This window comes from Variovorax sp. EL159 (assembly GCF_900100965.1).
Lineage (GTDB): Bacteria > Pseudomonadota > Gammaproteobacteria > Burkholderiales > Burkholderiaceae_C > Variovorax.
This window is the reverse complement of record NZ_FMUJ01000004.1, coordinates 148,001-174,245: the sequence shown is the minus strand read 5'-3', so window position 1 is coordinate 174,245 and position 26,245 is coordinate 148,001. Positions and strand designations below refer to the sequence as shown.

Below are 26,245 nucleotides of genomic sequence, written 5' to 3'. Positions count from 1 at the left end.
GGATGTTTTCCTTTCAGGCGGGTTCGAGCCGGGTCAGGCGTACAGGGGATGCTCAGGCATCGTGCCATGAGCCACGGCATCGGCGAAAGACACTGTTTCGCGAACGACCTGTTGACGGTCATTGTCGATGGTGATCATGTGGTAGCTGTTGGCGACCACCACGGTGCGGAAAGCCTGGCAACGCAGGCCGCGCGCCAGGATGTCGAGGTTGGCCACGCTGGCCACCTCGTCCTGCTGGGCATGCAGTGCGAGTACGTTGTCGCATTGCACGCTGTTCAGGTTGCGGCGCACGTGGCGGATCAGCCGGTCGTGCTCGCGCAGGTGACCCACGCCGATCACCGAGCTGCCGGCGCGCGAGACCTTGCGGTGGCGCAGCTCGCGCTCGATCCAGGCGCGCACGCGTTCGTTCTTCACGCCGTAGGGCGGGCGTTCGCGGTATTGCCAGAGGCGGCCGAGCGGCGTGTAGAAGGCCAGCGGCAGCAGGAACTGCGTGCGCGGAATGGCCCAGCCGTCGAAGCGCAGCGTGGTCGACATGAGCACCAGCGCATCGACGTCGCTGCCGCAGCGGATGGCCGCGCCGAGCGCGAGCGAGGAGCCGGCCGAAATGCCGATGAGCACCACGCGGTCGTGCTGCGCGCGCAGCGCCTTGACCTGCGCCTGGATGTTGTCGAGCCAGCGTTCGTACGGTGCCGCGCGCTGCAGGGGCGCGCTGGCATCGAACGAGTAACCCTCGATCGACAGCGGATGCACCGGGTAGCCACGGCTGCGCAGTGCCGACTGCACGGTCAGCAACTCGTCAGGCGTGCTGCATAAACCATGCAACAGGACCACGGCGGTGCGTTGCACCTCGGAAGGCACCACGCTCAACAGATCGGAGGGTTCGCGCGCACTCATCGTGTCGCGCCGGCCACGAAATTGGCCCGTGTTTCATATTGCTGTCGTATGCTCATGTTGCGTTTATCGCTGGAGCGACTGACCGGCTGCTGACCCGTCATTCGTAAGGGCAGATTACCCCAACCAACCAAATACCATGCGAATTCTGCTTGTCGAAGATGACGCCGTACTGCGCGACGTGATGCTGCGCAGCCTTGCGGATGCAGGCCACCGGGTCGACGTGTCGACCAATGTCGAGGATGCCGATCACCTTTGGCGCGTGCAACCCTTCGACGCGGTGCTGCTCGACCTGAACCTGCCCGCCACCGCAAGCCCGACCAGCGGCCTGGCCAGCGGCCTCACGGCGCTGCGGCAGGCACGTGCACGCGGCGACCGCACGCCGGTGCTGGTGCTCACCGCGCGCGGCCGCACCGAAGAGCGCATTGCCGGCCTCGATGCCGGTGCCGACGACTACCTGGGCAAGCCCTTCGACCTGGCCGAGGTCGAAGCCCGCCTGCGCGCGCTGGTGCGCCGCGCCAAGGGCACCGAAGACATCGTGGTGCTGGGCCAGCTCAAGCTCGACCGCAAGGCGCGGCGCTTTTCCACGACGGGTGGCCCGCTCGACCTGCCGGCGCGCGAGTTCGAGGTGCTGTGGGAGCTGATGAGCCCGCCGGGCCGCACGGTCAGCAAGCGTGCACTGTCCGACAAGCTTTCCAGCTTCGACGAGTCGCTCGGCGACAACGCGCTCGAGGCCTTCATCTCGCGCCTGCGCAAGAAGCTGCTCGGCACCGGCGCGAGCATCCGCACGCTGCGCGGCATCGGCTACCTGCTCGAAGCCGAGGTGTGATCCGCGCGTGACCGAGCCGACCGCCTCGATCGAGGACACGCCCGCCAGGCCGCGCCCGGCGCCCTCGCTCACGCAGCGTGTGCTGCGCAATGTGCTGGTGCCGCTGGCGCTCACATGGATGGTCGGCGCGGTCATCGCGCTGGTCATCGCCAACTACTTTTCGGAACAGGCTTTCGATCGCGGCATGCTCGACGACGCTTATGCGTTGTCGGCCAACGTGCAGGCGGGCGAGCGCGGCATCGAGCTGCTGTTGACGCCGCGCGAAGTGGCCACCGTGCTCTTCGACCAGGTCGACAAGGTGTACTTCGCGGTGCAACGGCTCGACGGCACGCTGATCTCGGGCCAGGCTGGGCTGCAGGCCCCGTTGCCGGTGGACGGTTCGCGCTATCGCTTCTCCGACGTGGAATACGAAGGCAGCGTGCTGCGCGCGGTGGTGCTCGAGCACGACGCCGAGCCCGACCTCAGCATGCCCTACCGCGTGGTGGTGGCACAGACCACGCTGAGCCGCACGGCGCTCGTGCGGCAACTGCTCGGCTACGCGCTGGCACCGCAGATCCTGCTGCTGGTGCTGCTCGCCGTGTGGCTCTGGTACGGCATCCGCAGCGACCTGCGGCCACTGGCCGAATTGCAGCGCGCGCTTGACCGGCGCGACGTGCGCGACCTGTCGCCGGTGGCGGTGGCGCAGACCTCGCGGGAGCTGCAGCGCCTGGGCAATGCGGTCAACTCGCTGTTCGACCGCCTGGGGCAAAGCCTGCAGGCGCAGCGCGAGTTCGTGGGCAACGTGGCGCACGAACTGCGCACGCCGCTCGCCGGCATCCGCGCGCTGGCCGAGTACGGGCTCGCGCAACACGATGCCAAGGTCTGGCGCGAGCAGCTCGAGCGCGTGTCCGAACGGCAATCGCGTGCGAGCCACCTGATCGATCAGTTGCTCGCGCTGGCGCTCGCCGAAGAGGCGCGCACGGGCCTGGACCGCGTGCCGGTGCGGCTCGACGTGCTGGCCGAGCAGACGGTGCTGCGCCACCTGATGCGGGCGGATGCGCGCGGTGTCGACCTGGGCGCGCGCGGCCTCGACGATGCCGTGGTGGTGTATGCCAACGAGGCGCTGGTCGAAGGCATCCTCGACAACCTGATCGACAACGCGCTGCGCTATGGCGGCCGCACCATCACGGTCGAGTTGGCGGGGCAGACACTGAGCGTGATCGACGACGGCCCTGGCATTCCCATCGAGGCACAGCGCGACCTGATGCAGCGCTGGGCGCAAGGCCCCGCCGGTGAAAAGCTGGGACAGGGCTCGGGCCTCGGGCTGTCGATCGTCTCGCGCTATGCCGAGCTGCTGGGTGCGGAGCTGCGGCTCGATGCGGCCGAGCCCACCGGCCTGCGCGTGAGCGTGGCCTTCGGCGAAGTGCCCTGACGGCCCGCGGTGCTCAGAGCGGCGTTCCCTGATGGAACGCCATGCGCCAGCGGCCGCGCCGCAGCCGCCACAGCGAGCTGCGCAGCGAGTCCGCCGAAGGCCGCTCTGCGGTGGCCTTGCGGTGCACGCGGTAGGTGACCAGCGCGGCATCGGGCGCGATGCGTTTCACACGAAATTCCGACATCGTGCGCTCCGAAAAAGCCTCGTCGCGCAGGGCCTCGATGATGGTGGGGCGTGTCCACGCGGTGCCTGAAATACCGATCTCCTCGAAGTCTTCCTCGAGCAATTCTTCGAGCCGTGCGGCGCTCGCGCGCACCTCGCGCAAATGCAGATCGCCTTCGAGTTTCAGCAGCAATGCATCAAGGTTTTCGGCCGGCGCGGCCTCGTAGAGTTCCAGCGGCAGCCCGTCCGGATCGGCGAAGAAAGTGAAGCGCCGGCCCGTGTATTCGTCGGTGCGCAGCGGCTCGACCGCGATGCCTTGCGCCGTGAGTTCGTCGGCGGCGGCTTGCACGTCGTGCACCGCGAAGGACAGATGGCGCAGACCCTGTGCTTCGGGCCGCGTGGGGCGCGCGGGTGCACCGGGAAAGGAGAAGAGTTCAATCTGCGAGCCATCGGGCAGGGCCAGGTCGAGCTTGTACGAATCGCGTGCGGCGCGGTAGTTTTCAGCGACGATGCGCAGGCCCAGAACCTCGGTGTAGAAGCGCTTCGACACCGCGTAGTCGGCGCAGATGATGGCGACGTGATGGATCTTTTCGAGTTGCATGGTGTTGAAGGTCACAGCCGCTTGCGCAGAAAGACGCGTGTGCGTTGCTCGAGCACGAGCCGCTTGTATTCGACATAGCCGATGCGTTCGTAGAGCGCGCGGTTCTCGGTCATCTTCTCGTTGGTGAAGAGGTAGATCGAATCGTGGCCCTGCCGTCGTGCCTCGCGCTCCGCAAGTTCGAGCAGCGCGCGGCCGACGCCTGTGCCCTGGTGCTGCGGGAGCACGGCAATCACGTCGACCAGGAAGCCTTCGTCGGTGATGTCGAGCACCAGCGCGGCCACCACCTGCTGTTGTTGTTGCTGCTGCGTGGCGACCCACACCTGCGCGTTCGCGATGGCCGCGCCGTAGTCCTTCGTCATCGGGGTCGGCGTGAGGCTCAGGCGCGGGATGTAGGTACGGAAGGCTTCGATGGCGCACGCGGCAACCGCATCGGCATCGGCGGCATCCGCGCGCCGCAAGGTCCAGGTGGCGGGGCTCTTCATGCCGCGAATTCCACTTCGCCTTCGATCTCGACCGGGATGTTGAACGGCAGCTCCGCCATGCCCACGGCGCTGCGCGCATGGGCGCCGATATCGGGGCCGAAGAGTTCGAGGATGAGGTCTGAAAAACCGTTGATGACGGCAGGCTGCCTGTCGAAGCCGGGCGCCGAAGCGACCATGCCGAACACGCGCGTCCATGCGGTGATGCGATCGAGATCGCCGAGTGCGCGCTGCAGGCTGCCGAGCATGGCCAGTGCCGTGAGGCGCGCGGCCGCGTAGCCCTGCTCGACGGTCAGTTCACGGCCCAGCTTGCCCAGTGGCGCGGCGATGGTGCCGTCGGCGTTGAGCGGGCCGTGGCCCGAGATCAGCGCACGGCTGCCGGCCATGCGCACGAACTGAAAGGGCAGCACCACGCCGGGTGGCGGCGTGACGGTGGGCGGGAGCACGAGGCCGAGTGCGGCCAGTCGTTGTTCGATGCGGGCCATGGCGTTTCTTTCTCTTCGGTCGGAAGACGGATGCGTCGCCGCATCTTGCCATGGCCCATTTCACATCCGCGGCGCCTGGGCAGCGCCCGCGGGGCCTTGTCAGGCCAGTGCCGGATAGTCCGTGTAGCCCTTCGCGCCGCCGCCGTACATCGTGGCCTTGTCGAGCTCGTTCAGCGGTGCGTTCTCGCGAAGGCGGCGCACGAGGTCGGGGTTGGAGATGAAGGGCTTGCCGAAGGCCACGAGGTCGTCGCCTTCCTTCAATGCTTCTTCCGCCAGCGGTCGGTCGTAGCCGTTGTTGACCATCCATGCGCCCTTGCCGCCGGCTTCGCGGTACGCGGCCTTGAGGGCTTCGTAGTCGAAGGGGCGGTCTTCGATTTCGCGCGGGCCGCCGGTGGCGCCTTCGATGATGTGGATGTAGGCCAGGTTGAGCTTGGCGAGCTGCTTGACCACATAGGTGAAGAGCGGCTGAGGGTTGCTGTCGTGCACGTCGTTGGCCGGCGTGACGGGCGACAGGCGGATGCCGGTCTTGCCGCCACCGATGGCGTCGACCACGGCGCGCGTGGCTTCGAGCAGCAGGCGCGCGCGGTTCTCGATGGAGCCGCCGTAGTCGTCGGTGCGCTTGTTGCTGCCGTCTTTCAGGAACTGGTCGAGCAGGTAGCCGTTGGCGCCGTGCACTTCGACGCCGTCGAAGCCGGCGGTTTCGACCGCGCTGCGGGCTGCGACCGCATAGGCGTGGACGATGCCGGGCAGTTCACCGGCGTCGAGCGCGCGTGGCTCGGAGGTCTCGACGAAGGTCGGCACGCCGTCCTTGATGAGCACGGTCTTGGTCTTGGCGGTGATGGCCGAGGGCGCGACGGGCTTTCCGCCATCGGGTTGCAGTTCGGTGTGCGAGACGCGGCCCACGTGCCACAGCTGCACGACGATCTTGCCGCCCTTGGCATGCACGGCGTCGGTCACGCGCTTCCAGGAGTCCAGCTGCTCGGTGCCGTAGAGGCCGGGCACGTCGGCATAGCCCTGGCCCTGGTGGCTGATGGCGGTGGCTTCGGTGATGAGCAGGCCGGCCGTGGCGCGCTGGCTGTAGTAGGTGGCGGCGATGTCGGGCGGAATCGCATTGGGCGAGCGGTTGCGCGTCAGCGGCGCCATCACGATGCGATTGGCGAGCTTCAGGTCGCCGGCCTGTACGGGGTCGAAGAGGGTTGACATCGTGTGAGAGCAAAGGAAGTGAAAACAGGCCGAAGGCTAAGCCCGGGGCCTCAACCCTGCTGCGACGGGGTTGTCCGGTTGGTGCTAGGCGTTCGGCGGGAGCGCCAACGCCTCGGGGATCAGCGCGCCGTGGTAGTTGGCCCAGGTGTCGAAGGGCATCTCGACGTCGGACACGAAGCGGTCGCCCCGGTACCAGAAGCGCCCGGCGAGCGCGATGCGGCCCTGCGTGTCGAAGATGCGGCGCTCCATGTGGGCGATGGGCGTGGCAAAGGAGCAGCGCAGGTACTGCGCGAGCAGCAGGTCCGCCGGTGCGACCGTGAGCGTCTGCTGCACCTTGTGCATGCGGTCGGCGGCGTAGGTGTCGAGCAGGTAGGCGATCTTGTGGTGCTGCTCGCCATCGGGCGGAAAGAGCGCGTGGATTTCCGACGCGACGTGGATCTCGACGAGGCAGAAGGGCTCGCCGCCGTGCACGTGGATCTTGCGGATGAAGGCGTAGTCGGCGTAGGTGGCGCCACCGCGTGCCAGGCCTTCGGGCAATGGTTGCTGGCGGCGCTGTTCGAGGATGTCGAAGCGGATGTCGCGCGCACGCGGGTCGTTGATGGCGTTGCGCAGCAGCAGAGGATCGGCGCCCGTGGAGGGCTGCGCCGAGACGAAGGTGCCGCGCCCGCGCTGGCTGGTGAGGAGGCCCTCGCGTGCCAGCACGCCATAAGCCTGCCGCACGGTGACGCGCGCCAGCTTGTAGTCGGCCGCGAGCTGCGCGACGGTCGGCAGTTGCTGGCCGCTTTGCAGCTCACCGTGTGTGATGCGGTGGCGCAGCACGCTGGCGAGCTGCAGGTACTGCGTGACGCCCGCGCCGTGCTCGCCGCCGATAGGGGAAGAGGGGGGCGGGGCTGTGGGGTTCATGTCGGTCTTCAACTGCTTTGGTGGTTGGGCTCTTGCTCGGGGCTTTCTTCAGGGCGCGTGCACAGGACACCGGGTGCTCCCCTCCGCGAATGTCCCCCGGGGCTGCGCCCCTCCTCCTTTATTTCGCTGCGGGGAGCACCCGGTGCCCTGTGCACAGTGAGCGCTGCTCTGGTGCTCGCCGATCAACAACTGCACTGCCCAACGATCACGCTGATGGGGTGCCTTGCGCAGCGAAATAAAGGAGGAGGCCGCAGGCCGGGGGAAATTCGCGGAGCAAGGTACCCCTTCGGCGTGAGCGCGCCCTGAACAGCGCACTCCAAACACAACCCGACGAATGGAAGAACAGAAAGTCATCCTACGGATTGTCGATGTGCAGCGACCGGATGAACGGAACCCACCGCGCACGTTCAGCCCGGCCATAGGCTTCGGCCTGCGCGGGCGTCGTGGGCCCGAGCGGATCGGAGGCACCCTGCGCAAGCCGTGCCTGCACGGCCGGCAACGCCAGTGCCTGATTGAGCGCAGTGTTCAGCCTGGCGAGCACCTCCGGCGGCGTACCCGCAGGCGCCATCAGGTCGTTCCATGTGTAGGCCTCGTAGTCGCGCAGGCCCTGTTCGGCGAAAGTGGGCAGCGTGGGGGCCATCGGGCTGCGCTTGTCGCCCGAGATCGCGAGCATCTTCAGCTTGCCCTGCTTGGCGAGTGGCGTGGTCGAGATCAGGCCGTCGAACAGCAACTGCACATGGCCACCCGAGAGGTCGACCAGCGCGGCGCCGTTGCCCTTGTAGGGCACGTGCAGCAGTTGCACGCCCGCGGCCTTCGCGAAAGCTTCGCCGACGATGTGGCTGATGGAGCCCGGCCCGCCCGAGCCGTAGCTGATCTGCCCCGGCTTGGCCTTTGCGAGCGCGATGAGTTCCTTCAGAGTGCCGGGCATGTCCGCGCTGCCCACCAGCACGAGCGGCGTGCGCGAGACGAGGCCGATGGCATGCAGGTCTTTCTCGACATCGAAAGGCAGCGAGCGGTACAGGCCCACGTTCATCACGAGCTGCGAGCTGGTGCCCAGGCCGATGGTGTAGCCATCGGGCGGGGCCTTGGCGACGGCCTCGGTGCCGATCACGCCGCCACCGCCGCCACGGTTTTCCACCACCACGCTCTGGCCGAGGCTCTGCGTCATGGCGATCGCGAGTTCGCGCGCGATGGTGTCGTTGCCGCTGCCGGTACTGAAGGAGACGATGAGGCGGATGGGCTTGGTGGGCCACGCCGATTGCGCGAAGGCATGCAGTGGCGCACCGAGCGTTGCAGCAGCGGCCGCTGCTGCGGTGCAGCCGAGCACGAGCCGGCGCCGCTGGAGGTGCGCGGTGTTCATGGCAGCAAAGCGAGCAAGGCCGTGCTCACGCGCACCGGCACCGCGAGCAGGATCTGCCCCATGCCTTTGCCGAGCGGATCGTTGCGCAGCGACGCCATGCCACCGCCGCCCAACGCCTGTTCGCAGACGAAGTTGAAGGCGTCGATGCCGGGCACGTCGTAGCGCGTGACGCGGCCCTTCACCAGATGCGCGAGCCACTCGGCGACGCGGGCCTCGGTGAGTTGCTCGCGCAGCAGTGGCAGCAACGCGGGGTGGCGCGCGATGACGCCGATGTTCGAGGTGTCGCCCTTGTCGCCGCTGCGCGCCCACGCGAGGCGGATCAGCGGGACTTCGATGCTGTCGGCGGTGTCGGTTGTTGCGACGGCTGGCGCGGGCGCTGCTGTGTTCGTCGCGCGTGGTGCGTCGTTGTTCGATGAAGCCTGTGCCTGCGGCACATCGACTTGTGCACCATCGAGCACAACGCGCGCTTGCACGCGGCCCTTGTCGAGCAGGAAGGCGTACTGCCGTATCGATGGCGACACCGATGCACGCCCGCCGCCCGATCCGGTGGTGCCCGGAGCCCATGACGTGCCGGCCGGCGCGACCTCGCGCGCGAAGAGTTCCAGTGCTTCCTTGCGCGGATGCGTCACCGCGAGCCGCAAGATGGCTTCGCGCGTTTGCGTGGCTTGTGCGTGGGGTCCGTAGCAGGACTCGGCACCGAGCACTTCGAGCTGCGTGCCGCTGTAGGGGCCGAATCCGTATTGCGCGAACAGTTCGCCCGTGCGCGCAAGGATCGCCTCGCCCGTGCGCCGGGCCTTCGCCACCGCATCGAAGCCCACGATGGTGAGTTGCGCGGAGGTCTTGAAGCCGTCGACGTACGTGGCGCACACCTTGTAGGTGGCCGTCGGTGCGCGGCCGCGCGCGCCGTGCACCGTCACGCGGTGTTCGCCAGCCTGCGCGATGCGCACCTGCGTGAAGTCGGCCACCACGTCGGGCAGCAGGTACGCGGCAGGGTCGCCGATCTCGTAGAGCAATTGCTCGCCCACCACCGCGGGCGTGAGCTTGCCGCCGGTGCCCGCGGGCTTGGTGACGACGAAGCTGCCGTCGGCCTTGCATTCGACGATGGGGTAGCCGATGTGGGGCCAGTCGGGCACGGTGTCCCAGTCGGTGTGAAGGCCGCCCGTGGCCTGGCAGCCGCATTCGATGATGTGGCCCGCGAGGCTGCCTGCCGCCAGCAGGTCGTGGTCGCCGGGCTGCCAGCCGAACTCGTGCATCAGCACGCCGAGCGTGACGGCGGAGTCGACGCAGCGGCCGGTGATGACCACTTGCGCGCCAGCATCGAGCGCGGCCTGCACGGGCCGTGCGCCGAGGTAAGCGTTGGCGGTGAGCACGCGTTCGGGCAGGGCGACGCCGCTTTGCAGTTCGCGCACCGGCGGTTGCGATTGACGCAGTTCGGGCAGCAGGGGCGACACGTCGTCGCCGCTCACCACGGCGATCTTCAGTGCGATGCCTTGCTCTGCCGCGAGCGCGGCCAATGCATCGGCGCAGCCTTGTGGATTGACGCCGCCTGCATTGCTCACGACGCGGATGCCTTGCTTCACCACGTCCTTGAGCACGGCCTTCATCGCGACCGACACGAAGTCGGTGGCATAGCCCAGCTCGGGCTTCTTGAGCCGCGCACCCGCAAGGATCGACATGGTGAGTTCGGCGAGATAGTCGAACACGAGGTAGTCGATCTGCCCACTGGCCACGAGCTGCGGCGCACCGACGCTGCTGTCGCCCCAGAAGCCCGAGGCGCCGCCGATGCGGACGATGCGGTCCTTGTCGTTGTTGCTTGTGTTGCTGCTGTTCATCGGCCACTCCATTGCGGCTTGCGCTTTTCGCGGAAGGCGAGCTGGCCTTCGGTGGCGTCTTCGGTGAGGGCGAAGAGGGCGATCTGGCTTTCGGTGAAGGCCATCGACTCTTCGAAGGCCATGGCCTCGATCTTCTTCATCGTGTAGAGACCGCGGCGGATGGCGGCGGGCGATTTGTCGAGCATGCGGCCGAGCAGCCAGTCGACGCTTTCATCGACATTGTCGCTCACGCGGTTGACGAGCCCGTGTTCGAGCGCCTGCGCGGCGGTGATCGGCTCGCCGGTGATGCACATCTCGGACAGCACGCGGCGCGGCAGCAGGCCGCCGAGCACGCTGAGCACTTGCGCGGGAAAGAGGCCGACCTTGACCTCGGGCAAACCGAACACGGCCTGGCTGCTGGCCACCGCCATGTCGCACATGCCCATGATCCCCATGCCACCGGCCATGCAGGCGCCGTTGACGCGCGCGATGAGCGGCACTGTCGATTGCTTCGCTTGCCGGAAGAGGTTGGCGAAGCCCTGGTAGGGCTGCGAATAATCGAACTTGAAGGCGCTGCCGCTTTGCAGGTCGGCGCCCGCGCAGAAGGCCTTCGTGCCGGCGCCGGTGATGACGACGGCGCGCACGGCGGTGTCGCTGTTGGCCCGTGCGAGCGCGGCGGACAGGCCCGCGAGCACGCCGGGGCTGATGGCATTGCGGCGCTCTTCGCGGTCGATGGTGAGCCACAACACGGACCCGCGCATTTCCTCGCGCAGTTCGGTGGTGGCAGGAGCGGTGTCGGTCATGCGTCGGGTCCTTGGTTCAAGAAGTGGAAGAAGAGGAAGAAAGCGTGGGCGCGGCGGGCCACTGGAAGCGTGCTGGCCGGCGCTGCGTGAAGTCGTCGATGGCCTGGCGGTGGTCGTCGGTTGCGAAGGCGAGGCCTTGCGCCATGGCCTCGAACTCGAACATCGCGTCCATGTCGCTGTCGTGCGTGCGTTGCAGGCCCTGCTTGGTGAGTGCGATGGCGGTGGCGGGGCCGTTTGCCAGGGCGGCGGCAATGGCCTGTGCGTGCGGCAGCAGAGCGTCGGCGGCGATCACTTCGTGGACGATGCCCCAGTCCATCGCGGTCTGCGCATCGAGTTCGCGTGCGGACAGCATCAGTGCCTTGGCGCGGTTCAGGCCCATGCTGCGCGCGAGCGTGAAGAGCGAGCCGCAGTCGGGCACAAGGCCGACCTTCATGAACGACATGCAGAAGCGCGCGCTCGGTGCGGCGAGCACGATGTCGGCCGCCAGCGCAAGGCCGAAGCCGCCGCCGTAGGCACAGCCTTCGACGGCCGCGATGACGGGCTTGTCGCTCTGCATCAGCAGGCGCATGCCGGCCTGCGCATCCTTCATGCGAAGGCGGCCTGCAGCGGCTTCGAGGCGTTCGATCTCGCGCATGCCCTTGACGTCGCCGCCCGCGCAGAAGTGGCCACCGCGTCCGGTGAGGACGATGGCACGCACCTGCGGGTTGTCGACCGCGCCACGGATCGCATCGAACATCTGCGCGCGCATTTCGAGGTCGAAGGCGTTGCGGCGTTCGGTCCGGTCGAGTGCGATGGTGTCGACGTGGCCGTCGACGTCGCAAGCGATGAAAGAGGAGGGAGAAGAGGAAGTGGTCATCAGGATGCGCGCACGGCGCCGTTGTGGATGAGGGCGTCGATGCGCACGTCGTCGTAGCCGGCTTCGCGCAGCACTTCGCGGCTGTGCTGGCCCACGCGCGGGGGCGGCGTGGCTGGGCCCGGCGGCGTGCTGGACCATTCGCTGGGCACGGCCATCTGGCGGATGCGGCCGACGTCGGGGTGCTCCATCTCGCTGAAGAAGCCGATGTCCTGCAGATGGGCATCGTCCAGCAGCGTGTCGAAGGTGTGCATCGGAAAGACGGGGATGTCGGTGCCACCGAGCAGTGCCTGGCACTCGGCGGTGGTGCGCGTGGCGAGTGCTTCGCCGACCATCGCGTAGAGCGCGTCGATGTGCCGCGTGCGCACGCGGATGTCGGCAAAGCGCGGATCGGTGTCGAACAGCGCCGGCTGGCCGATGGCCGCGAGGAAGGCGCGCCACTGCAGGTCGGTGTAGATGAGGCAGCAGACGTGACCGTCGAGCGTCTTGTAGGGCCGGCGCTCGGGCGAGAGCAGGCGCGGGTAGCCGAAGTCGCCCTGCGGCGGCACGAAGGTCTGGTTGTAGAGGTGATCGCCCAGCACCTGCGGCACCATGGTCTCGAACATCGGTACGTCGATGCGTTGGCCGCGCCCGGTGCGTTCGCGGCCGTAGAGCGCGGCGCTGATCACGCCGAAGGCATAGAGGCCCACCGAGCGGTCGGCGATGGTGATGGGCATGTAGCGCGGCGTGCCGTCGGCGCTGCCCATGGCCATGGCCTGGGGCAGGGCGCAGGCGGCCTGGATGAGATCATCGAAGGCGGCGCTGGCGGCGTGGCGTCCGCGCTGCGAGAAGCCGAACATGCCGACGTAGAGCAGGCGCGGGTTGATGGCCGCAAGGGTCTCGTAGCCCAGGCCCAGGCGCTCCATGGCCTGCGGGCGCACGTTGTAGGTCAGCACGTCGGCGTCGCGCACGAGGTCGATCAGCGCGGCGCGGCCATCGGGCGATTTCAGGTCGAGTGCGATGCTGCGCTTGTTGCGGTTCATGCCCAGGAACAGCGGGCCCATCTTCTGGTGGCCCTGCGCGCCGATGCCGCGCACCACGTCGCCTTCGGGCGATTCGACCTTGATCACGTCGGCGCCGAGGTCGCCGAGCATCTGCGTGGCCGAGGGGCCCATGAAGATGGTCGTGATGTCGATGACCCGAACGCCGGTAAGCGGGCCGCGTGCGCCGGGTTCGTCGCCGCCCGGGCGCGGGGAGTTGGAAGAAGAAGACATCGGCCTCAATCTCTAAAGTTCTATTTATAGAGTTTATGAGGCGAAAGAAAAGCCGCGCAAGGCGGCTTGTGGCTGAATCGATCCGGGTTTTCCCCCGGATCGGAGCGCTTTGGCTTACTTCAGCAGGCCTTCTGCCTTCATTGCTTCCTGAACGGCAGGGCGGGCGCCCACGCGTGCGTGCCAGGCCAGGAGGTTGGGGTAGCCCGAAATGTCCACGCCGGTGGGCTTGGTCCAGTTGGTCACGGTGAACAGGTAGCCGTCGGCCACACTGAAGCTGTCGCCCATCAGGTACTGCTTGTCGGCCAGTTCGTTGTCGAGCCACTTGAAGCGCGAGGCCAGCTTGTCCTTGAAGATGGTCTTGGCTTCTTCGGGCATGGCCGGGTTGAACAGCGGGCTGAAACCCTTGTGCACTTCGGTGCCGATGAAGGTCAGCCATTCCTGCAGGCGGTAGCGCTGCAGCGTGCCGGCGGCGGGCGCCAGGTTCTTGGTGGGGGCGAGGTCGGCGATGTATTGCAGGATGGCCGGGCCTTCGCGCAGGCGGGTGCCGTCATCCAGCTCGAGCATGGGCACGTAGCCCAGCGGGTTGATGCCGTAGTAGTCGGTGCCGTCTTGCAGCTTGTGGCTCTTGGTGCTGGCCAGCACGGGCTCGGCGGCAATGCCTGCCTCATGCAGGGCGATGTGGGGCGAGAGCGAGCAGGCGCCAGGCGAGTAGTACAGCTTCATGCGAAAAACTCCAATGGATATCGAGGTTGGATTTTTGGAACCGAACCGGATGCTAGCGGGTTTGGCCGCATCGCGTTTTTGTCCTACGGCTGCATGCGCGTGCTGACTATCGGTGCGGCGCCGACGGCTTTCTAAGCTGCCGGCACGGTGGGCGAGGCCTGCCGAAGGAGTTGTGGAATGCTGAAGTACGCCATCATTTTTGCGGTGATTTCGTTGGTGGCCGGCCTGCTTGGTTTTGGCGGCGTGGCTGCCGGTGCCGCAGGCATTGCGAAGTTGCTGTTCGGCCTGTTCCTGGTGCTTGCGGTGCTGTTCGTGGTGCTTGCCGCGCTTGGCGTGGGCGCGGTGAAGAAGGCGCTGGATTGATGTTGCGCGTTCCTCTGAAGTGGCCGAAGGCGCGCTCGCTCGGGCTGCTGCTGCAAAGCCCCGCGCACCGCGTGGTGCGGGTGCTGCTGGTCACGCAGACTCACTGGCAGTTGCCGGAGCATCGCTCGCGTCGACGCCGGGGCTGAAAGATCGGGTTCGTCTGTTTCACGCGGAGGGGCGTGGATCGCTGGCAGTGCGCGCGGGATGGGCAAGGCGCTGGTGGGCAGAAGAACCCCGCGCTAATGGCGCAAGTGGCTCAGGTGACGAGCCGATGCGGGTTGTTTGCTATTAAATATATAGCAAGCTATTCAATGAAGACGGGCGTATGGCCCCTATTTGGCAAACCCCTCTAGCTTGTCCACACAGGCGGCGCAAAGCGGCATCGACGATTAAAATTGGCGCCCCCTTTTGCGCCGCGCACGCGTCAGTTGTGCGCTCCCATTTCAAATGCTGTACCCCGAAGAATTCGACGTGATCGTCGTCGGCGGTGGCCATGCCGGCACCGAAGCCGCGCTCGCTGCTGCGCGCATGGGCGCCAAGACGCTGCTGCTCTCCCACAACATCGAGACGCTGGGGCAGATGAGCTGCAACCCGTCGATCGGCGGCATCGGCAAGGGCCATCTGGTGAAAGAAGTTGATGCGTTGGGCGGCGCGATGGCAATTGCCACCGACGAAGCCGGCATCCAGTTCCGCATTCTCAATTCGAGCAAGGGCCCGGCCGTGCGCGCGACCCGCGCGCAGGCGGACCGGGTTCTGTACAAGGCGGCGATCCGGCATCGCCTGGAAAACCAGCCAAACCTGAGTCTGTTCCAGCAGGCCGTCGATGACCTGATGGTCGAAGGCGACCGCGTGGTCGGCGCCATCACGCAAGTGGGCATCGCCTTTCGTGCGCGTACAGTGGTGCTGACCGCGGGCACTTTCCTCGATGGCCGCATCCATGTCGGCCTGGACAACTACCAGGCCGGCCGCGCGGGCGACCCGCCGGCGATCAGCCTGTCGGCGCGCCTCAAGGAACTGAAGCTGCCGCAAGGCCGCCTCAAGACCGGCACGCCGCCGCGACTCGACGGTCGCAGCATCGATTTTTCGAAGTGCACGGAGCAGCCCGGCGACGGCATGCCGGGTGGGGCAGGGCCGATGCCCGTGTTCAGCTTCATGGGCCGGGCCGACATGCATCCGCAACAGATGCCGTGCTGGATCACGCACACCAACGCGCGCACGCACGACATCATCCGTTCCGGCTTCGACCGCAGCCCGATGTTCACCGGCAAGATCGACGGCGTCGGGCCGCGCTATTGCCCGAGCGTGGAAGACAAGATCAACCGCTTTGCCGACAAGGAAAGCCACCAGATCTTCCTGGAGCCCGAAGGCCTGACGACCAACGAGTACTACCCCAACGGCATCTCGACCAGCCTGCCGTTCGACATCCAGTACCAGCTGGTGCGTTCGATGCCCGGGCTGGAAAACGCGCACATCCTGCGGCCGGGCTACGCGATCGAGTACGACTACTTCGATCCGCGCGAGCTCAAGAGCAGCTTCGAGACCCGTTCGGTCAAGGGCCTGTTCTTTGCTGGGCAGATCAACGGCACGACCGGCTACGAAGAGGCGGCGGCCCAAGGCTTGTTCGCCGGCATCAACGCCGCGCTGCAATGCCGCGGCGAAGACGCCTGGCTGCCGCGCCGCGATGAGGCCTACCTGGGCGTGCTGGTCGACGACCTCATCACCAAGGGCGTGACCGAGCCGTACCGCATGTTCACCAGCCGGGCCGAGTTCCGGCTGCAACTGCGCGAAGACAACGCCGACATGCGTTTGACCGAAGCAGGACGCAAGCTGGGCTTGGTGGACGATGCGCGCTGGGATGCTTTCAGTCGAAAGCGCGATGCTGTTTCACGTGAAACAGAGCGCCTCAAGTCGATTTGGGTGAACCCCCGCAACCTGCCGGCGGCCGAGTCGGAGCGGGTGCTGGGCAAGGTCATCGAGCATGAATACAACCTGGCCGACCTGCTGCGTCGGCCCGATGTGAACTACCAGACGCTGATGTCCATGGACGGCGGCAAGTACGGCGCCCCGGCGGCGCTGAGCGAAACCGAGATCGAGCAGATCGAGATTTCGGCCAAGTACTCCGGCTACATCGAACGCCAGCACGACGAAGTGGAGCGCGCCGCGCACTTCGAAAACCTGCGCCTGCCCGCCGACTTCGACTACGGCCAGGTCAAGGCGCTGAGCTTCGAAGTTCGCCAGAAACTGGACAAGCATCGCCCCGAAACCCTGGGCCTGGCTTCTCGCATTTCGGGCGTGACGCCCGCCGCCATCTCTCTCTTGATGATCCATTTGCGCAAGGGCGGGCACAAAGCCTTCGCCCGCGACACCGCTACCGAAGCTGCTGCCGAGCCGCAATCCGCAGAATGACCACGCCCATCGACACGCTGCGCGCAGGCGCAGTCGCCCTGGGCGTGGCCTTGTCCGATCGGCAGGCCGAGCAATTGCTGGCCTACGGCACGTTGATGCTCAAGTGGAACAAGGTCTACAACCTCACAGCGGTGCGCGATCCGGCCGGCGTGATGACGCACCACTTGCTCGACAGCCTTGCGGCCGTGGCGCCGTTGCAGCGCGAGTGGGCAGGGAAGGGGAAGCTGCTCGATGTGGGTTCGGGCGGTGGCCTGCCCGGCGTGGTCATTGCGATCATGCGGCCCGGCATCGAAGTGAGCTGCCTGGATGCGGTCGCGAAGAAGGCTGCGTTCGTCCAGCAAGTGGCGGCCGAACTGGAGTTGCCGAACCTTCGGGGCTTGCACGCTCGGGTCGAATCCCTGGCGGGCAGCTACGAAGTCATCAGCTCCCGCGCCTTTGCTTCGCTGCCCGATTTCTTCAATGGCTCGGTTCATCTGCTCGCGCCCGGCGGCGTGTGGCTCGCGATGAAGGGCAAGGTACCGACCGATGAACTCGCTGTCTTGCCCAAGGGCGTGGCTGTGTTTCACGTGGAACAACTGACGGTTCCGGGCCTGGACGCCGAGCGCTGCATCGTCTGGGCACGCAAAGAAGCAGCCTGAATCTGCAAAAGAACGGGGCACGTCGGCAAAAGCGCGCCCCGGAACAGCCCTCGCGGCGTTGGCCTCGCTTAGACTCGACAGCTCCCCCTTGGCTCTCTTTTTCGAGGCAAATCCATGTTCGGCATCGCTGACTACGGCGCTTTCGTCGCCGCCATCGTTCTGTTTCTCCTGATTCCCGGTCCGGGCAATCTCGCGCTGATCACATCGACCAGCAAAGGCGGAATCCGAGGTGGACTGGCAGCGACGGCAGGGTTGATCATTGGCGACCAGTGCCTTCTGTGGGCAGCAGTGGCCGGCGTGTCGGCCGTGATGGTCGCTTACCCGGCAGCATTCAAGGCGGTCCAGTGGCTGGGCGCGGCATATCTGGGTTGGCTGGGCATCAAGATGCTGCTGGCCAAGCCGGGCGCGGCGCCCATTCTCAACATCAAGCCGGGCCACTTCATGCGCCAGGCGTTCACGATCACCTTGCTGAACCCCAAGGCGATCGTGTTCTACATGGCCTTCTTTCCGCTGTTCGTCGACCCGGCCCGTCACCAGGGCGTGGTCACCTTTGGCGTGATGGCACTCACGATCGCGACGCTCACCTTCCTGTACGGCCTGACCTCGACGCTGCTCACGCACTTCCTGGCCGAGCGCATTCGTGCCAATCCGCGCATTTCCACCACGCTAGAAAAGCTGGCCGGCACCTTCCTGGTCGCCTTCGGCATCAAGCTCGCGATCACTCGCTGAACACCCTCCAAGACACTGATGCCCCCACACTCATCACTTCGTGTATTCGCTGCCCCCCAAGGGGGCGAGGTCTCCCTTGGGGCGGCCCGGCGGGAGACCTGACATGGCCAAGATTTTCTGCATCGCCAACCAAAAAGGCGGCGTTGGCAAGACCACCACCACCGTCAATCTCGCCGCCGGTCTGGCCAAGGTCGGCCAGCGTGTGCTGATGATTGACCTCGACCCGCAGGGCAATGCGACCATGGGTTCGGGCATCGACAAGCGCCAGCTGGAGCTGACGGTGTACGACGTGCTGCTCGAATCGGCCTCTGTGGCCGAAGCACGGGTGAAGGCCGACAAGTTGGTGGAGGGTGGTTGTGGCTATGACGTGCTGGGCGCCAACCGTGAACTGGCCGGTGCCGAAGTCGAAATGGTGGCCATCGACCGCCGCGAAAAGCGCCTGCGCACCGCGCTGGCCGCCGTCGGTGCCGAGTACGACTTCATCCTGATCGACTGCCCGCCGTCCCTGAGCATGCTCACGCTCAACGGCCTGTGCGCTGCCCATGGCGTGATCGTGCCGATGCAGTGCGAGTACTTTGCGCTCGAAGGGCTGACCGATCTGGTCAACACCATCAAGCAGGTGCACGCCAACCTCAACAAGAACCTGCAGATCATCGGCCTGCTGCGCGTGATGTTCGATCCGCGCATCACGCTGCAGCAGCAGGTGAGCGAGCAGCTCAAGTCCCACTTCGGCGACAAGGTGTTCGACACCGTGATCCCGCGCAATGTGCGCCTGGCCGAAGCGCCCAGCTACGGCTTGCCGGGCGTGGTGTTCGATCCGGCCGCGCGCGGCAGCCAGGCCTTCATTGCCTTTGCGCAGGAGCTGATCGAGAAGATGCCGCCGGCGAGCGCCTTCGCCTCGGGTGCAGTGGCGCCGCCGATTGCGCCCGTCGAGCGCATCACGCCAGACCTGCCGATTCCCGATGACGTGATGGCGCCGGCCGTGGCTGCCGCGCCAGCCGCCGATTCGACCAGTGAAAACAATGCCTGACGTTCGCCCGATGCTGGCAACGTGCTATCAAGTTTGTAGCGAATGACAGTCCCCCGCATCCTGCTGCTGCCCGGTTGGCAGAACAGCGGCCCCGGCCATTGGCAAACCCGCTGGGAGTCGGTCCATGGCGACCATCGCGTCGAGCAGCATGAGTGGATGCGTCCGCTGCGCGGCGACTGGTCCGCGCGGCTCGAAGAAGAAGTGCTGGCCGCGCCCGGCCCGGTGGTCTTTGCGGCGCACAGCCTCGGCTGCATCCTCGTCGCCGCCTGGGCCGCGCACTCGCGCAATACCCACAAGGTGCGCGGCGCGCTGCTGGTGGCGCCGGGCGATGTGGAGCGCGACGACCTGCGCCAGCTGATCCCCGGCTGGGCGCCCATCGTGCGCCAGCCGCTGCCGTTTCCGGCGGTGCTGATCGCCGCCAACGACGACCCTTATTGCGAGGCCTCGCGCTCGCGCCAGCTGGCCAGCGATTGGGGCGCGCGCTTCGTCGATGCCGGCGCGGGCGGCCACCTGAACGCCGAATCCGGCCTGGGCGACTGGCCCGAAGGCCGGCAACTATTGAACGAAATCTCGAAAGACAAGAACTGATGGCGACCAAGAAACCCAAGGGCCTGGGCCGCGGCCTCGAAGCGCTGCTCGGCCCGACGGCCGCACCTTCCGCCGACAACAACGTCGGCGGCGGCGGCAATGCGGGCCCGGAAGAGGGCGGTGCGCGGCAGAACCCGAACACGCTGAAGCTCGACCAGATGGTCGCCGGCGTCTACCAGCCGCGCACGCGCATGGACGAAGGTGCGCTCTACGAGCTGGCCGAGAGCATCAAGGTGCAGGGCATCATGCAGCCGATCCTGGTGCGCCGGCTCGACGCCGAATCGGCCGCCGCCAAGAACGCCGAATACGAAATCATCGCGGGCGAACGGCGCTTCCGTGCCGCCAAGATCGCGGGCCTCGACAGCGTGCCGGTGCTGGTGCGCGACGTGCCCAACGAGGCCGCGGCGGCCATGTCGCTGATCGAGAACATCCAGCGCGAAGACCTCAATCCACTCGAAGAAGCCCAAGGCCTGCAACGCCTGGTCACCGAGTTTGGGCTCACTCACGAAATGGCGGCGCAGGCCGTGGGCCGCTCGCGCAGCGCGGCCAGCAACCTGCTGCGCCTGTTGAACCTGGCCGAGCCCGCGCAGATGATGCTGATGGCCGGCGACATCGACATGGGCCACGCCCGCGCGCTGCTGTCGCTCGACCGGGGCACGCAGATCACGGCCGCCAACCAGATCGCCGCCAGGAAGATGTCGGTGCGCGAGGCCGAGGCGCTGGTGAAGAAGCTGGCCGCCGAATTCACGCTCACGCCATCGCGCCGCGGCAACGCCGGCGAGAAGTCGCGCGACCTGCAACGCGTCGAAGAAGAACTGGCCGACCTGCTCACCGCCGAGGTCGAGGTGCGCATCAAGAAGCGCACCAAGCGCGGCGAAAGCGGCGAGCTGGCCATTCACTTCGGCTCCATCGAAGCACTCAACGGGCTGATCGAACGCATCCGTCGAACGGCCTAGTGTTGCGAACTCGGCGTCGAGCATTCGTTTGATTGATTCCTGCAATCCTTTGCGCGTATCCTCGACCGCTGGTTTTTTCACCTCAGATCTTTGACAACAGAGGGAGTCCCCCATGCAGTTCACAAGGTTCCCGCTTGCAGCCATCGCTGCAGGCGCGCTTCTTCTCACTGGCTGTGCAGCCACCGACATGCAGATGGGCAGCCAGTCGGCCAAGACCATGGCCACGGGCAGCGCGGCAGGCGGGTCGACCGACAACGCCAGCAGCCAGCTGGAGCGTTGCGAATCGCCGCTCGGCACGGTCTCGCTGATCGAGAACCAGAGCGCGGGTTGGTACACCATCCTCACCGGTGAATACCGCCTGCCGCCTACTGCAAATCTGTTGCGTTTGCTGGTGCAGCAATCCAACTGCTTCATCGTGGTCGAGCGCGGCGCGGCCGGCATGAACGCCATGACGCGCGAACGCGCGCTGCAGCAGTCCGGCGAAATGCGCGGCGGCAGCAACTTCGGCCGCGGCCAGATGGTGGCTTCCGACTACGGCCTGTCGCCCGAGATCGTGTTCAGCAACAGCGATGCCGGCGGCATCGGCGGCGCGCTGGGCGGCCTGGTGGGTGGTGGCCGTGGCCGCGCACTCGCCCAGCTCGGCGGCAGCATGCAGACCAAGGAAGCCAGCGCGCTCCTGACGCTGATCGACAACCGCTCGGGCGTGCAGGTCGCGGCTTCGGAAGGCAGCGCCTCCAAGACCGACTTCGGCGCCTTCGGTGCGCTGGCCGGCCGCAGCGCGGGCGGCGGCCTGGGCGGCTACACCAACACGGCGCAGGGCAAGGTGATTGCCGCGGCCTTCATGGACGCCTTCAACCAGATGGTTCGTTCGCTGCGCAACTACAAGGCGCAGACCGTGCGCGGCCAGGGCCTCGGCGGCGGCGGCCGCCTGGGCGTGGACGGCGGCGCGGCACCGTCGCAAACCTATGTGCCGGCAGAGAAGGCACCGACGCGTCGCCGCAGCAACAACAACTGATCGACCGCACACATCGCGGCCAGCCGGAAGGCAGGCCGCAAAAAAGCCCGGGGCTCTTGCGAGCCGCCGGGCTTTTTTTCGATGGGCGCGGGTCTTGCGCCGGTCAGAGGTTGAAGATCTTGCCGGGGTTCATGATGTTCTTCGGGTCGAGCGCGCGCTTGATCGTGCGCATCATGTCGATCGCGCCCACGCCCGCTTCGGTCACCAGGAAGTCCATCTTGTGCAGGCCCACGCCGTGCTCGCCGGTGCAGGTGCCTTCGAGCGCCAGCGCGCGGCTCACCAGCGCATGGTTCAGCTCTTCGGCCTTCACGCGCTCTTCGGGGATGTTCGGATCGAGCAGGTAGCCGAAGTGGAAGTTGCCGTCGCCCACGTGGCCGACGAGGAAGTAGGGGATGCCGCTGGCATCGGCCTCGGCCACCGAGTCGAGCAGGCAATCGGCCAGGCGCGAGATCGGCACGCAGGTGTCGGTCGAGATCACGCGGCAGCCGGGCCGCGACTGCACCGCCGCAAAGTAGCTGTTGTGCCGCGCGGTCCACAGGCGCGTGCGTTCTTCGGGCGTGCTGGCCCACTCGAAGGCCTTGCCGCCATGGCCGCTCGCAAGCTCCTGTACCGTCTCGGCCTGCTCCTTCACGCCGGCGGGCGAGCCGTGGAATTCCATCAGCAGCATCGGCTCTTCGCGCAGGCCCAGCTTGGCGTAGGCGTTCACCATGCGCACCGTGTTCACGTCGATTAGTTCGACGCGCGCGATCGGCACGCCGAGCTGGATGGTTTCGATGGTGGTGCGCACGGCCGCCTCGATGCTCGGGAACGAGCAGATCGCCGCCGACACCGCCTCGGGCAACGGGTAGATGCGTAGCGTGATCTCGGTCACCACGCCCAGCGTGCCTTCGCTGCCCACCATGAGGCGCGTGAGGTCATAGCCGGCGGAAGACTTCTTGGCCCGCGTGCCGGTGCGAATGACCTCACCGGCGGCGGTGACCACTTCGAGCGCCAGCACGTTCTCGCGCATGGTGCCGTAGCGCACCGCGTTCGTGCCGCTGGCGCGCGTGGCCGTCATGCCGCCGATGGACGCGTCGGCACCGGGGTCGATGGGGAAGAACAGGCCCGTGCTCTTGATCTCTTCATTGAGCTGCTTGCGCGTGACGCCCGGCTGCACCGTCACCGTGAGGTCGTCGGCGTTGATCGACAGCACGCGGTTCATGCGCGACACGTCGATGCTGATGCCGCCTTGCACCGCCAGCAGATGGCCTTCGAGCGAGGAGCCCACGCCGAAGGGAATGACCGGCACGCTGTGCTCGCTCGCAAGCTTCACTGCATCGGCCACATCCTGCGTGTTTTCGGCGAACACCACGGCCGAGGGCGGCGGCGCATCGAACGAAGACTCGTCGCGCCCGTGCTGCGTGCGCACCGCCATCGCCGTGGAACAGTTGTCGCCGAAGCGCGCCTTCAGCCCGTCGATCAGGCTGGCGGGCACGTCGCGCAGATGAAGCGCCGGCATCAGGTGCGAGGTTTGGGTCGGGGCGTTCATCGGGGTGTCTCCTGAAGGGAAATGGGGGCGGGGGTGCGCGGTCATTTTACGGAGCGAGCACCATAATGCGCTTCGGAAAAAACATGAACCCCACCACACTCAGTGCACTCGCGGCCTTCCCGTCGCAACTGGAGGCCCACTACGCGGCCATTCCCGCCGCCTTCCGGCATTGGGCGCCGCCCTCGTGGGAGGGTGTGCCCAGCGAAGCCTTCACCGCCATCGAGCAGCTGTGCCATGTACGCGACATCGAGATCGAGGGCTACCACGTGCGCTTTCGCCGCACGCTCGCGGAGGTGCATCCCACGCTGGCTTCGATCGACAGCGAGCCGCTGGCCATCGAGCGAAACTACGGCGCGGCCGATGCCGCGAAGGTGCTGGCCGAGTTCCGCCTTGCGCGCGTGCAGACCATGGAGATCATCTCCAGCCTGAGCGACGCCCAACTGGCGCGCACGGCCGTGTTCGAGGGCTATGGCCCGCTCACCATGCGCAGCCTCATTCACTACCTCTGCAGCCACGACCAGCAGCATCTTGCAGGTCTGCAATGGCTGGCCGGCAAGATCGACGCGTCGACCGTCGCGCTGTAACGCCATACCGCAGTCACGCAGCCAACAGGAGCGCCCATGGGCAACCGACTTTCCCAGATTGCCACCCGCACCGGCGACGACGGCACCACCGGCCTGGGCGACAACACCCGCGTGCCCAAAGACCACCTGCGCGTGCACGCGATGGGCGATGTGGACGAGCTCAACTCGCAGATCGGCGTGCTGCTGTGCGAGCCCATGCCCGAGGCCGTGCGCGAGCTGCTGGTCGACGTGCAGCACCAGCTTTTCAACCTGGGCGGCGAGCTGTCGATGCCGGGCTTCACGCTGCTGAAGGCCGACGCGCTGCTGCAGCTCGACAACGCGCTGGCCGAGCACAACGCCGCCTTGCCGCGCCTCGCTGAATTCATCCTGCCGGCGGGCACGCGTGCGGCCTCGCTCGCGCACGTGTGCCGCACGGTGGCGCGACGAGCCGAACGTGCGGTGGTCGCGCTCGGTGCCACGGCCGAGCTCAACGACGCACTGCGCCAGTACCTCAACCGGCTCAGCGACCTGCTTTTCGTGCTGGCGCGCGTGCTCAACCGCATGAACGGCGGCGACGACGTCTACTGGAAGAGCGAGCGCATGGCGCGCGCGGCAGCAGTGGCAGCGGCCGAAGCCGAAGACAACACCAAGGAGACGCCATGAAGATTTCTCATCACACCGCCTCGCTGGCTGCCACGGTGGCGATGGCCGCAGCGCTCGTGCTGCCGGCCACCGCGCAGGCGCAGAGCGCCGACAACCCGCCCCAGGCGCAGCGCGCCCACACCATCAAGTCGCCGTCGCGCAGCGGCAAGGTGGTGGGCAGCGTGCAGCGCGGCACCAATGCGGCGGGCCGTGGCGTCAACCGTGCGGACGCGGCCACGCGTCGCGGTATCAGCAGCGTGTCGGAGAAGGCCAGCCGGCCGGTGCGCAATGTGGGCGAGGCCTTCGGCCGCAAGCTCGCGCCGGGTTCGAGCGGGCGTGCCGCGCCGCCGCCAGTGGGGCCGCAGGGCAACGCGCCCTGATTGATGTGTGAGTGAGCGTGAGCGGCGCTTGAGTTTTTGCGCTGCTGTTCAGGGCGCGCTCACGCCGACGGTGTGCTCTGCTCCGCGAATGTCTCCCGGCCTGCGGCCTCCTCCTTTATTTCGCTGCGCAGAGCACACCGCCAGCGCGAGCGTTTTCAGAGCACTGGTTGATCGACCGCAAACGCACAGCGTGTCCACGTGCGAATGGCATCGGGTGCTCCCCGCAGCGAAATAAAGGAGGAGGGGCGCAGCCCCGGGGGACATTCGCGGAGGGGAGTACCCGGTGTCATTCGCACGCGCCCTGAAGAACGGCAGCACCCTAAACAAGAAACGAGCACACAGCTCAACACGAGACAGAGAGATGGCAAGAAACATAGAGATCAAGGCCCGCATCGACAGCGTGGAACGCGTGGCACTCATTGCAGCGAAGCTCGCCGACCAAGGCCCCATCGAGATCGCGCAGGACGACACCTTCTTCCGCTGCAACGACAGCGCCGACCGCCTCAAGCTGCGCACCTTCGCGCCCGACCATGCCGAGCTGATCTTCTATCGCCGTGCGAACAGCAGCGGCCCGAAGGAATCGTTCTACCTGATCACGCCCACCGACAAGCCCGACGTGCTGCGCGAATCGCTCACGCTCGCCTGGGGGCAGGTGGGCCGCGTGCGCAAGCAGCGCCGCCTGTTCATCGTCGGCCGCACGCGCGTGCACCTGGACCGCGTCGAAGGCCTTGGCGAGTTCCTCGAACTCGAAGTGGTGCTGAAGGAAGGCGAGGCGCCCGAGGCCGGCGTTGCCGAGGCGCATGCGCTGATGGCGCAACTCGGCATCGGTGCCGACCAGCTGGTGCAGGGCGCCTACGTCGATCTGCTGAATGCCTGATCGGCAGGGGCCGGTCAGCGCCAGCCCGCGGCCTTGAGCTGGTCCGCCAACTGCTGCGCGACCTTTTCATAGCCTCGTGCATTGGCATGGATGCGGTCGGAGCGCAGCGACGCATCCGACAGCACGCTTGAATACACATTGGCCACCAGCAGCGCCTGTGCCGACTTCGCGACTTCTTCGTAGACCGGCGCATCGCTGAGCGAACCGATGGCAGCGCGCATGGCATCGGGCGCGGGCGTGGCCAACAGCGCGACATGTGACGTGTGCGCCCGCGCCTGCGCGACCAGCGCCGCGAGGTTGCTTCGCGTGGCTGCGGGCGACACGCCGCGCAGCATGTCGTTGCCGCCGATGCCGATCAGGATCGCGTCGTAGCTGTTCGCGGCCAACAGTGACGGCAGGCGCTCCAGCGCACCGGCCGAGGTGTCGCCGTTGATGCCTGCGTTCTCGACCTGCCAGCCCGTCAGCTCGCCCAGTTTCACGGGCCACGCAGCGTTGGGCGATGCGCCGTAGCCGAAGGTGAGGCTGTCGCCCAGCGCCAGCACGCGGGCATCCGGTTTCAGCGCGGTGGCCGAGGCCTTGCGCTTGCCGCAGGCCGCGAGCGCAGTGGCAGTTGGCACGCCGGCCAGCAGTTGGAGAAGGTGTCGTCGCTTCATGCTGCGCGCAGCTTAATTGCTGGCCCGCATCGAGCCGATGCAAGGCCCACGGGCATGCGGGCCTTTGCTCGGAAAGCGCATAAGCCTCTCCGTTTTTGTTCGTTCTCGCG

Annotated in this window: 29 protein-coding genes; 15 read left to right on the top strand and 14 right to left on the bottom strand. The window is 66.9% G+C overall.

The features are described 5' to 3' along the window. Window positions 1–33 precede the first annotated feature (33 nt). Window positions 34–894, bottom strand: coding sequence for an alpha/beta hydrolase (locus BLQ28_RS17920; protein WP_093242196.1), 861 nt, complete (start codon window positions 892–894; stop codon window positions 34–36). A gap of 136 nt (window positions 895–1,030) precedes the next feature. Here BLQ28_RS17920 and BLQ28_RS17915 point away from each other — a divergent pair, with 136 nt between their 5' ends. Both BLQ28_RS17915 and BLQ28_RS17910 read left to right on the top strand, forming a co-directional pair. Further along, window positions 1,031–1,720, top strand: coding sequence for a response regulator transcription factor (locus tag BLQ28_RS17915; RefSeq protein WP_093242194.1), 690 nt, complete (start codon window positions 1,031–1,033; stop codon window positions 1,718–1,720). A 7-nt stretch (window positions 1,721–1,727) separates the two neighbouring features. Continuing rightward, entirely contained in the window at window positions 1,728–3,131 is a 1,404-nt protein-coding gene (locus BLQ28_RS17910) for a sensor histidine kinase (RefSeq protein ID WP_256327351.1), read from the top strand. 13 nt (window positions 3,132–3,144) lie between these two features. Here the strand turns inward: BLQ28_RS17910 and BLQ28_RS17905 are convergent, their stop codons facing one another. From BLQ28_RS17905 to gstA, 11 genes are all read right to left on the bottom strand, one after another. Next, window positions 3,145–3,894, bottom strand: a complete 750-nt coding sequence (locus BLQ28_RS17905; protein ID WP_093243403.1) for an SMU1112c/YaeR family gloxylase I-like metalloprotein — start codon at window positions 3,892–3,894, stop codon at window positions 3,145–3,147. An 11-nt stretch (window positions 3,895–3,905) separates the two neighbouring features. Further along, on the bottom strand, window positions 3,906–4,376 hold the full coding sequence (locus tag BLQ28_RS17900; protein WP_093242191.1) for a GNAT family N-acetyltransferase: 471 nt from the start codon (window positions 4,374–4,376) through the stop codon (window positions 3,906–3,908). Next, window positions 4,373–4,858 (bottom strand): RidA family protein, encoded by a 486-nt coding sequence (locus BLQ28_RS17895; protein WP_093242189.1) that lies wholly within the window; start codon window positions 4,856–4,858, stop codon window positions 4,373–4,375. The genes BLQ28_RS17900 and BLQ28_RS17895 overlap by 4 nt, the downstream gene beginning before the upstream one ends. Window positions 4,859–4,957: 99 nt before the next feature. Then, the gene (locus BLQ28_RS17890; protein ID WP_093242186.1) at window positions 4,958–6,061 is read right to left on the bottom strand and encodes an alkene reductase; all 1,104 of its coding nucleotides are present in this window, start codon (window positions 6,059–6,061) and stop codon (window positions 4,958–4,960) included. An 84-nt stretch (window positions 6,062–6,145) separates the two neighbouring features. Next, window positions 6,146–6,964 carry a GntR family transcriptional regulator gene (locus BLQ28_RS17885; RefSeq protein WP_093243401.1) on the bottom strand — a complete coding sequence of 273 codons (819 nt, stop codon included), beginning with the start codon at window positions 6,962–6,964 and terminating at the stop codon, window positions 6,146–6,148. 355 nt (window positions 6,965–7,319) lie between these two features. After that, entirely contained in the window at window positions 7,320–8,324 is a 1,005-nt protein-coding gene (locus tag BLQ28_RS17880) for a Bug family tripartite tricarboxylate transporter substrate binding protein (RefSeq protein ID WP_093242184.1), read from the bottom strand. Then, window positions 8,321–10,156 (bottom strand): acyclic terpene utilization AtuA family protein, encoded by a 1,836-nt coding sequence (locus tag BLQ28_RS17875; RefSeq protein ID WP_093242181.1) that lies wholly within the window; start codon window positions 10,154–10,156, stop codon window positions 8,321–8,323. Before BLQ28_RS17875 ends, BLQ28_RS17880 begins: the two co-directional genes overlap by 4 nt. Continuing rightward, on the bottom strand, window positions 10,153–10,938 hold the full coding sequence (locus tag BLQ28_RS17870) for an enoyl-CoA hydratase/isomerase family protein (RefSeq protein ID WP_093242179.1): 786 nt from the start codon (window positions 10,936–10,938) through the stop codon (window positions 10,153–10,155). Before BLQ28_RS17870 ends, BLQ28_RS17875 begins: the two co-directional genes overlap by 4 nt. 16 nt (window positions 10,939–10,954) lie before the next feature. Continuing rightward, window positions 10,955–11,794, bottom strand: coding sequence for an enoyl-CoA hydratase/isomerase family protein (locus BLQ28_RS17865; RefSeq protein WP_093242176.1), 840 nt, complete (start codon window positions 11,792–11,794; stop codon window positions 10,955–10,957). Then, a complete protein-coding gene (locus BLQ28_RS17860) occupies window positions 11,794–13,044 on the bottom strand; it encodes a CaiB/BaiF CoA transferase family protein (RefSeq protein WP_093242173.1) in 1,251 nt (416 codons plus the stop codon). Before BLQ28_RS17860 ends, BLQ28_RS17865 begins: the two co-directional genes overlap by 1 nt. A 114-nt stretch (window positions 13,045–13,158) precedes the next feature. Continuing rightward, window positions 13,159–13,767: a glutathione transferase GstA gene (gene gstA / locus BLQ28_RS17855; RefSeq protein ID WP_093242171.1), complete on the bottom strand. Its 609-nt coding sequence runs from the start codon at window positions 13,765–13,767 to the stop codon at window positions 13,159–13,161. Window positions 13,768–13,944: 177 nt separating this feature from the next. Here gstA and BLQ28_RS17850 point away from each other — a divergent pair, with 177 nt between their 5' ends. The 9 genes from BLQ28_RS17850 to BLQ28_RS17815 all read left to right on the top strand — a co-directional run bounded on the left by BLQ28_RS17850 (window position 13,945) and on the right by BLQ28_RS17815 (window position 21,492). Next, the gene (locus tag BLQ28_RS17850; protein ID WP_013538518.1) at window positions 13,945–14,130 is read left to right on the top strand and encodes a DUF1328 family protein; all 186 of its coding nucleotides are present in this window, start codon (window positions 13,945–13,947) and stop codon (window positions 14,128–14,130) included. Beyond that, window positions 14,130–14,276 carry a hypothetical protein gene (locus tag BLQ28_RS33020; protein WP_176801155.1) on the top strand — a complete coding sequence of 49 codons (147 nt, stop codon included), beginning with the start codon at window positions 14,130–14,132 and terminating at the stop codon, window positions 14,274–14,276. The genes BLQ28_RS17850 and BLQ28_RS33020 overlap by 1 nt, the downstream gene beginning before the upstream one ends. Window positions 14,277–14,577: 301 nt before the next feature. Further along, window positions 14,578–16,536, top strand: coding sequence for a tRNA uridine-5-carboxymethylaminomethyl(34) synthesis enzyme MnmG (gene mnmG, locus BLQ28_RS17845; protein ID WP_093242168.1), 1,959 nt, complete (start codon window positions 14,578–14,580; stop codon window positions 16,534–16,536). Next, on the top strand, window positions 16,533–17,174 hold the full coding sequence (gene rsmG / locus BLQ28_RS17840; protein WP_093242166.1) for a 16S rRNA (guanine(527)-N(7))-methyltransferase RsmG: 642 nt from the start codon (window positions 16,533–16,535) through the stop codon (window positions 17,172–17,174). Before mnmG ends, rsmG begins: the two co-directional genes overlap by 4 nt. A 114-nt stretch (window positions 17,175–17,288) precedes the next feature. Continuing rightward, a complete protein-coding gene (locus BLQ28_RS17835) occupies window positions 17,289–17,903 on the top strand; it encodes a LysE family transporter (RefSeq protein WP_093242163.1) in 615 nt (204 codons plus the stop codon). A gap of 103 nt (window positions 17,904–18,006) precedes the next feature. Next, complete coding sequence (locus tag BLQ28_RS17830; protein WP_093242161.1) at window positions 18,007–18,933, top strand: ParA family protein; 927 nt, start codon at window positions 18,007–18,009, stop codon at window positions 18,931–18,933. Window positions 18,934–18,975: 42 nt separating this feature from the next. Continuing rightward, window positions 18,976–19,521: an RBBP9/YdeN family alpha/beta hydrolase gene (locus BLQ28_RS17825; protein ID WP_093242158.1), complete on the top strand. Its 546-nt coding sequence runs from the start codon at window positions 18,976–18,978 to the stop codon at window positions 19,519–19,521. Continuing rightward, window positions 19,521–20,477 carry a ParB/RepB/Spo0J family partition protein gene (locus tag BLQ28_RS17820; protein WP_093242155.1) on the top strand — a complete coding sequence of 319 codons (957 nt, stop codon included), beginning with the start codon at window positions 19,521–19,523 and terminating at the stop codon, window positions 20,475–20,477. Before BLQ28_RS17825 ends, BLQ28_RS17820 begins: the two co-directional genes overlap by 1 nt. 112 nt (window positions 20,478–20,589) lie before the next feature. Next, the gene (locus BLQ28_RS17815) at window positions 20,590–21,492 is read left to right on the top strand and encodes a CsgG/HfaB family protein (RefSeq protein WP_093242153.1); all 903 of its coding nucleotides are present in this window, start codon (window positions 20,590–20,592) and stop codon (window positions 21,490–21,492) included. Between the two features lie 103 nt (window positions 21,493–21,595). Here BLQ28_RS17815 and BLQ28_RS17810 read toward each other — a convergent pair whose 3' ends face one another. Continuing rightward, window positions 21,596–23,020, bottom strand: coding sequence for an FAD-binding oxidoreductase (locus tag BLQ28_RS17810; RefSeq protein ID WP_093242150.1), 1,425 nt, complete (start codon window positions 23,018–23,020; stop codon window positions 21,596–21,598). Between the two features lie 83 nt (window positions 23,021–23,103). Between BLQ28_RS17810 and BLQ28_RS17805 the strand changes: the two genes are divergently transcribed. The 4 genes from BLQ28_RS17805 (at window position 23,104) to BLQ28_RS17790 (ending at window position 25,482) form a co-directional block, all read left to right on the top strand. Beyond that, window positions 23,104–23,604: a DinB family protein gene (locus tag BLQ28_RS17805; protein WP_093243399.1), complete on the top strand. Its 501-nt coding sequence runs from the start codon at window positions 23,104–23,106 to the stop codon at window positions 23,602–23,604. 36 nt (window positions 23,605–23,640) lie between these two features. After that, on the top strand, window positions 23,641–24,246 hold the full coding sequence (locus tag BLQ28_RS17800; protein WP_093242148.1) for a cob(I)yrinic acid a,c-diamide adenosyltransferase: 606 nt from the start codon (window positions 23,641–23,643) through the stop codon (window positions 24,244–24,246). Beyond that, window positions 24,243–24,605 carry a hypothetical protein gene (locus BLQ28_RS17795; protein ID WP_093242145.1) on the top strand — a complete coding sequence of 121 codons (363 nt, stop codon included), beginning with the start codon at window positions 24,243–24,245 and terminating at the stop codon, window positions 24,603–24,605. The genes BLQ28_RS17800 and BLQ28_RS17795 overlap by 4 nt, the downstream gene beginning before the upstream one ends. A gap of 361 nt (window positions 24,606–24,966) precedes the next feature. Beyond that, the gene (locus BLQ28_RS17790; protein WP_093242143.1) at window positions 24,967–25,482 is read left to right on the top strand and encodes a class IV adenylate cyclase; all 516 of its coding nucleotides are present in this window, start codon (window positions 24,967–24,969) and stop codon (window positions 25,480–25,482) included. A gap of 14 nt (window positions 25,483–25,496) precedes the next feature. On the opposite strand, the gene BLQ28_RS17785 is transcribed toward BLQ28_RS17790, so the two are convergent. Continuing rightward, entirely contained in the window at window positions 25,497–26,135 is a 639-nt protein-coding gene (locus BLQ28_RS17785) for a GDSL-type esterase/lipase family protein (RefSeq protein WP_093242140.1), read from the bottom strand. Between the last annotated feature and the right edge of the window lie 110 nt (window positions 26,136–26,245).

What these genes read in the sequence shown, in the direction of transcription:
- BLQ28_RS17920 (WP_093242196.1), bottom strand. Translation starts at nt 894, where the DNA reads ATGAGTGCGCGCGAACCCTCCGATCTGTTGAGCGTGGTGCCTTCCGAG.
- BLQ28_RS17915 (WP_093242194.1), top strand. Translation starts at nt 1,031, where the DNA reads ATGCGAATTCTGCTTGTCGAAGATGACGCCGTACTGCGCGACGTGATG.
- BLQ28_RS17905 (WP_093243403.1), bottom strand. Translation starts at nt 3,894, where the DNA reads ATGCAACTCGAAAAGATCCATCACGTCGCCATCATCTGCGCCGACTAC.
- BLQ28_RS17900 (WP_093242191.1), bottom strand. Translation starts at nt 4,376, where the DNA reads ATGAAGAGCCCCGCCACCTGGACCTTGCGGCGCGCGGATGCCGCCGAT.
- BLQ28_RS17895 (WP_093242189.1), bottom strand. Translation starts at nt 4,858, where the DNA reads ATGGCCCGCATCGAACAACGACTGGCCGCACTCGGCCTCGTGCTCCCG.
- BLQ28_RS17890 (WP_093242186.1), bottom strand. Translation starts at nt 6,061, where the DNA reads ATGTCAACCCTCTTCGACCCCGTACAGGCCGGCGACCTGAAGCTCGCC.
- BLQ28_RS17885 (WP_093243401.1), bottom strand. Translation starts at nt 6,964, where the DNA reads ATGAACCCCACAGCCCCGCCCCCCTCTTCCCCTATCGGCGGCGAGCAC.
- BLQ28_RS17880 (WP_093242184.1), bottom strand. Translation starts at nt 8,324, where the DNA reads ATGAACACCGCGCACCTCCAGCGGCGCCGGCTCGTGCTCGGCTGCACC.
- BLQ28_RS17875 (WP_093242181.1), bottom strand. Translation starts at nt 10,156, where the DNA reads ATGAACAGCAGCAACACAAGCAACAACGACAAGGACCGCATCGTCCGC.
- BLQ28_RS17870 (WP_093242179.1), bottom strand. Translation starts at nt 10,938, where the DNA reads ATGACCGACACCGCTCCTGCCACCACCGAACTGCGCGAGGAAATGCGC.
- BLQ28_RS17865 (WP_093242176.1), bottom strand. Translation starts at nt 11,794, where the DNA reads ATGACCACTTCCTCTTCTCCCTCCTCTTTCATCGCTTGCGACGTCGAC.
- BLQ28_RS17860 (WP_093242173.1), bottom strand. Translation starts at nt 13,044, where the DNA reads ATGTCTTCTTCTTCCAACTCCCCGCGCCCGGGCGGCGACGAACCCGGC.
- gstA (WP_093242171.1), bottom strand. Translation starts at nt 13,767, where the DNA reads ATGAAGCTGTACTACTCGCCTGGCGCCTGCTCGCTCTCGCCCCACATC.
- BLQ28_RS17850 (WP_013538518.1), top strand. Translation starts at nt 13,945, where the DNA reads ATGCTGAAGTACGCCATCATTTTTGCGGTGATTTCGTTGGTGGCCGGC.
- BLQ28_RS33020 (WP_176801155.1), top strand. Translation starts at nt 14,130, where the DNA reads ATGTTGCGCGTTCCTCTGAAGTGGCCGAAGGCGCGCTCGCTCGGGCTG.
- mnmG (WP_093242168.1), top strand. Translation starts at nt 14,578, where the DNA reads ATGCTGTACCCCGAAGAATTCGACGTGATCGTCGTCGGCGGTGGCCAT.
- rsmG (WP_093242166.1), top strand. Translation starts at nt 16,533, where the DNA reads ATGACCACGCCCATCGACACGCTGCGCGCAGGCGCAGTCGCCCTGGGC.
- BLQ28_RS17835 (WP_093242163.1), top strand. Translation starts at nt 17,289, where the DNA reads ATGTTCGGCATCGCTGACTACGGCGCTTTCGTCGCCGCCATCGTTCTG.
- BLQ28_RS17830 (WP_093242161.1), top strand. Translation starts at nt 18,007, where the DNA reads ATGGCCAAGATTTTCTGCATCGCCAACCAAAAAGGCGGCGTTGGCAAG.
- BLQ28_RS17825 (WP_093242158.1), top strand. Translation starts at nt 18,976, where the DNA reads ATGACAGTCCCCCGCATCCTGCTGCTGCCCGGTTGGCAGAACAGCGGC.
- BLQ28_RS17820 (WP_093242155.1), top strand. Translation starts at nt 19,521, where the DNA reads ATGGCGACCAAGAAACCCAAGGGCCTGGGCCGCGGCCTCGAAGCGCTG.
- BLQ28_RS17815 (WP_093242153.1), top strand. Translation starts at nt 20,590, where the DNA reads ATGCAGTTCACAAGGTTCCCGCTTGCAGCCATCGCTGCAGGCGCGCTT.
- BLQ28_RS17810 (WP_093242150.1), bottom strand. Translation starts at nt 23,020, where the DNA reads ATGAACGCCCCGACCCAAACCTCGCACCTGATGCCGGCGCTTCATCTG.
- BLQ28_RS17805 (WP_093243399.1), top strand. Translation starts at nt 23,104, where the DNA reads ATGAACCCCACCACACTCAGTGCACTCGCGGCCTTCCCGTCGCAACTG.
- BLQ28_RS17800 (WP_093242148.1), top strand. Translation starts at nt 23,641, where the DNA reads ATGGGCAACCGACTTTCCCAGATTGCCACCCGCACCGGCGACGACGGC.
- BLQ28_RS17795 (WP_093242145.1), top strand. Translation starts at nt 24,243, where the DNA reads ATGAAGATTTCTCATCACACCGCCTCGCTGGCTGCCACGGTGGCGATG.
- BLQ28_RS17790 (WP_093242143.1), top strand. Translation starts at nt 24,967, where the DNA reads ATGGCAAGAAACATAGAGATCAAGGCCCGCATCGACAGCGTGGAACGC.
- BLQ28_RS17785 (WP_093242140.1), bottom strand. Translation starts at nt 26,135, where the DNA reads ATGAAGCGACGACACCTTCTCCAACTGCTGGCCGGCGTGCCAACTGCC.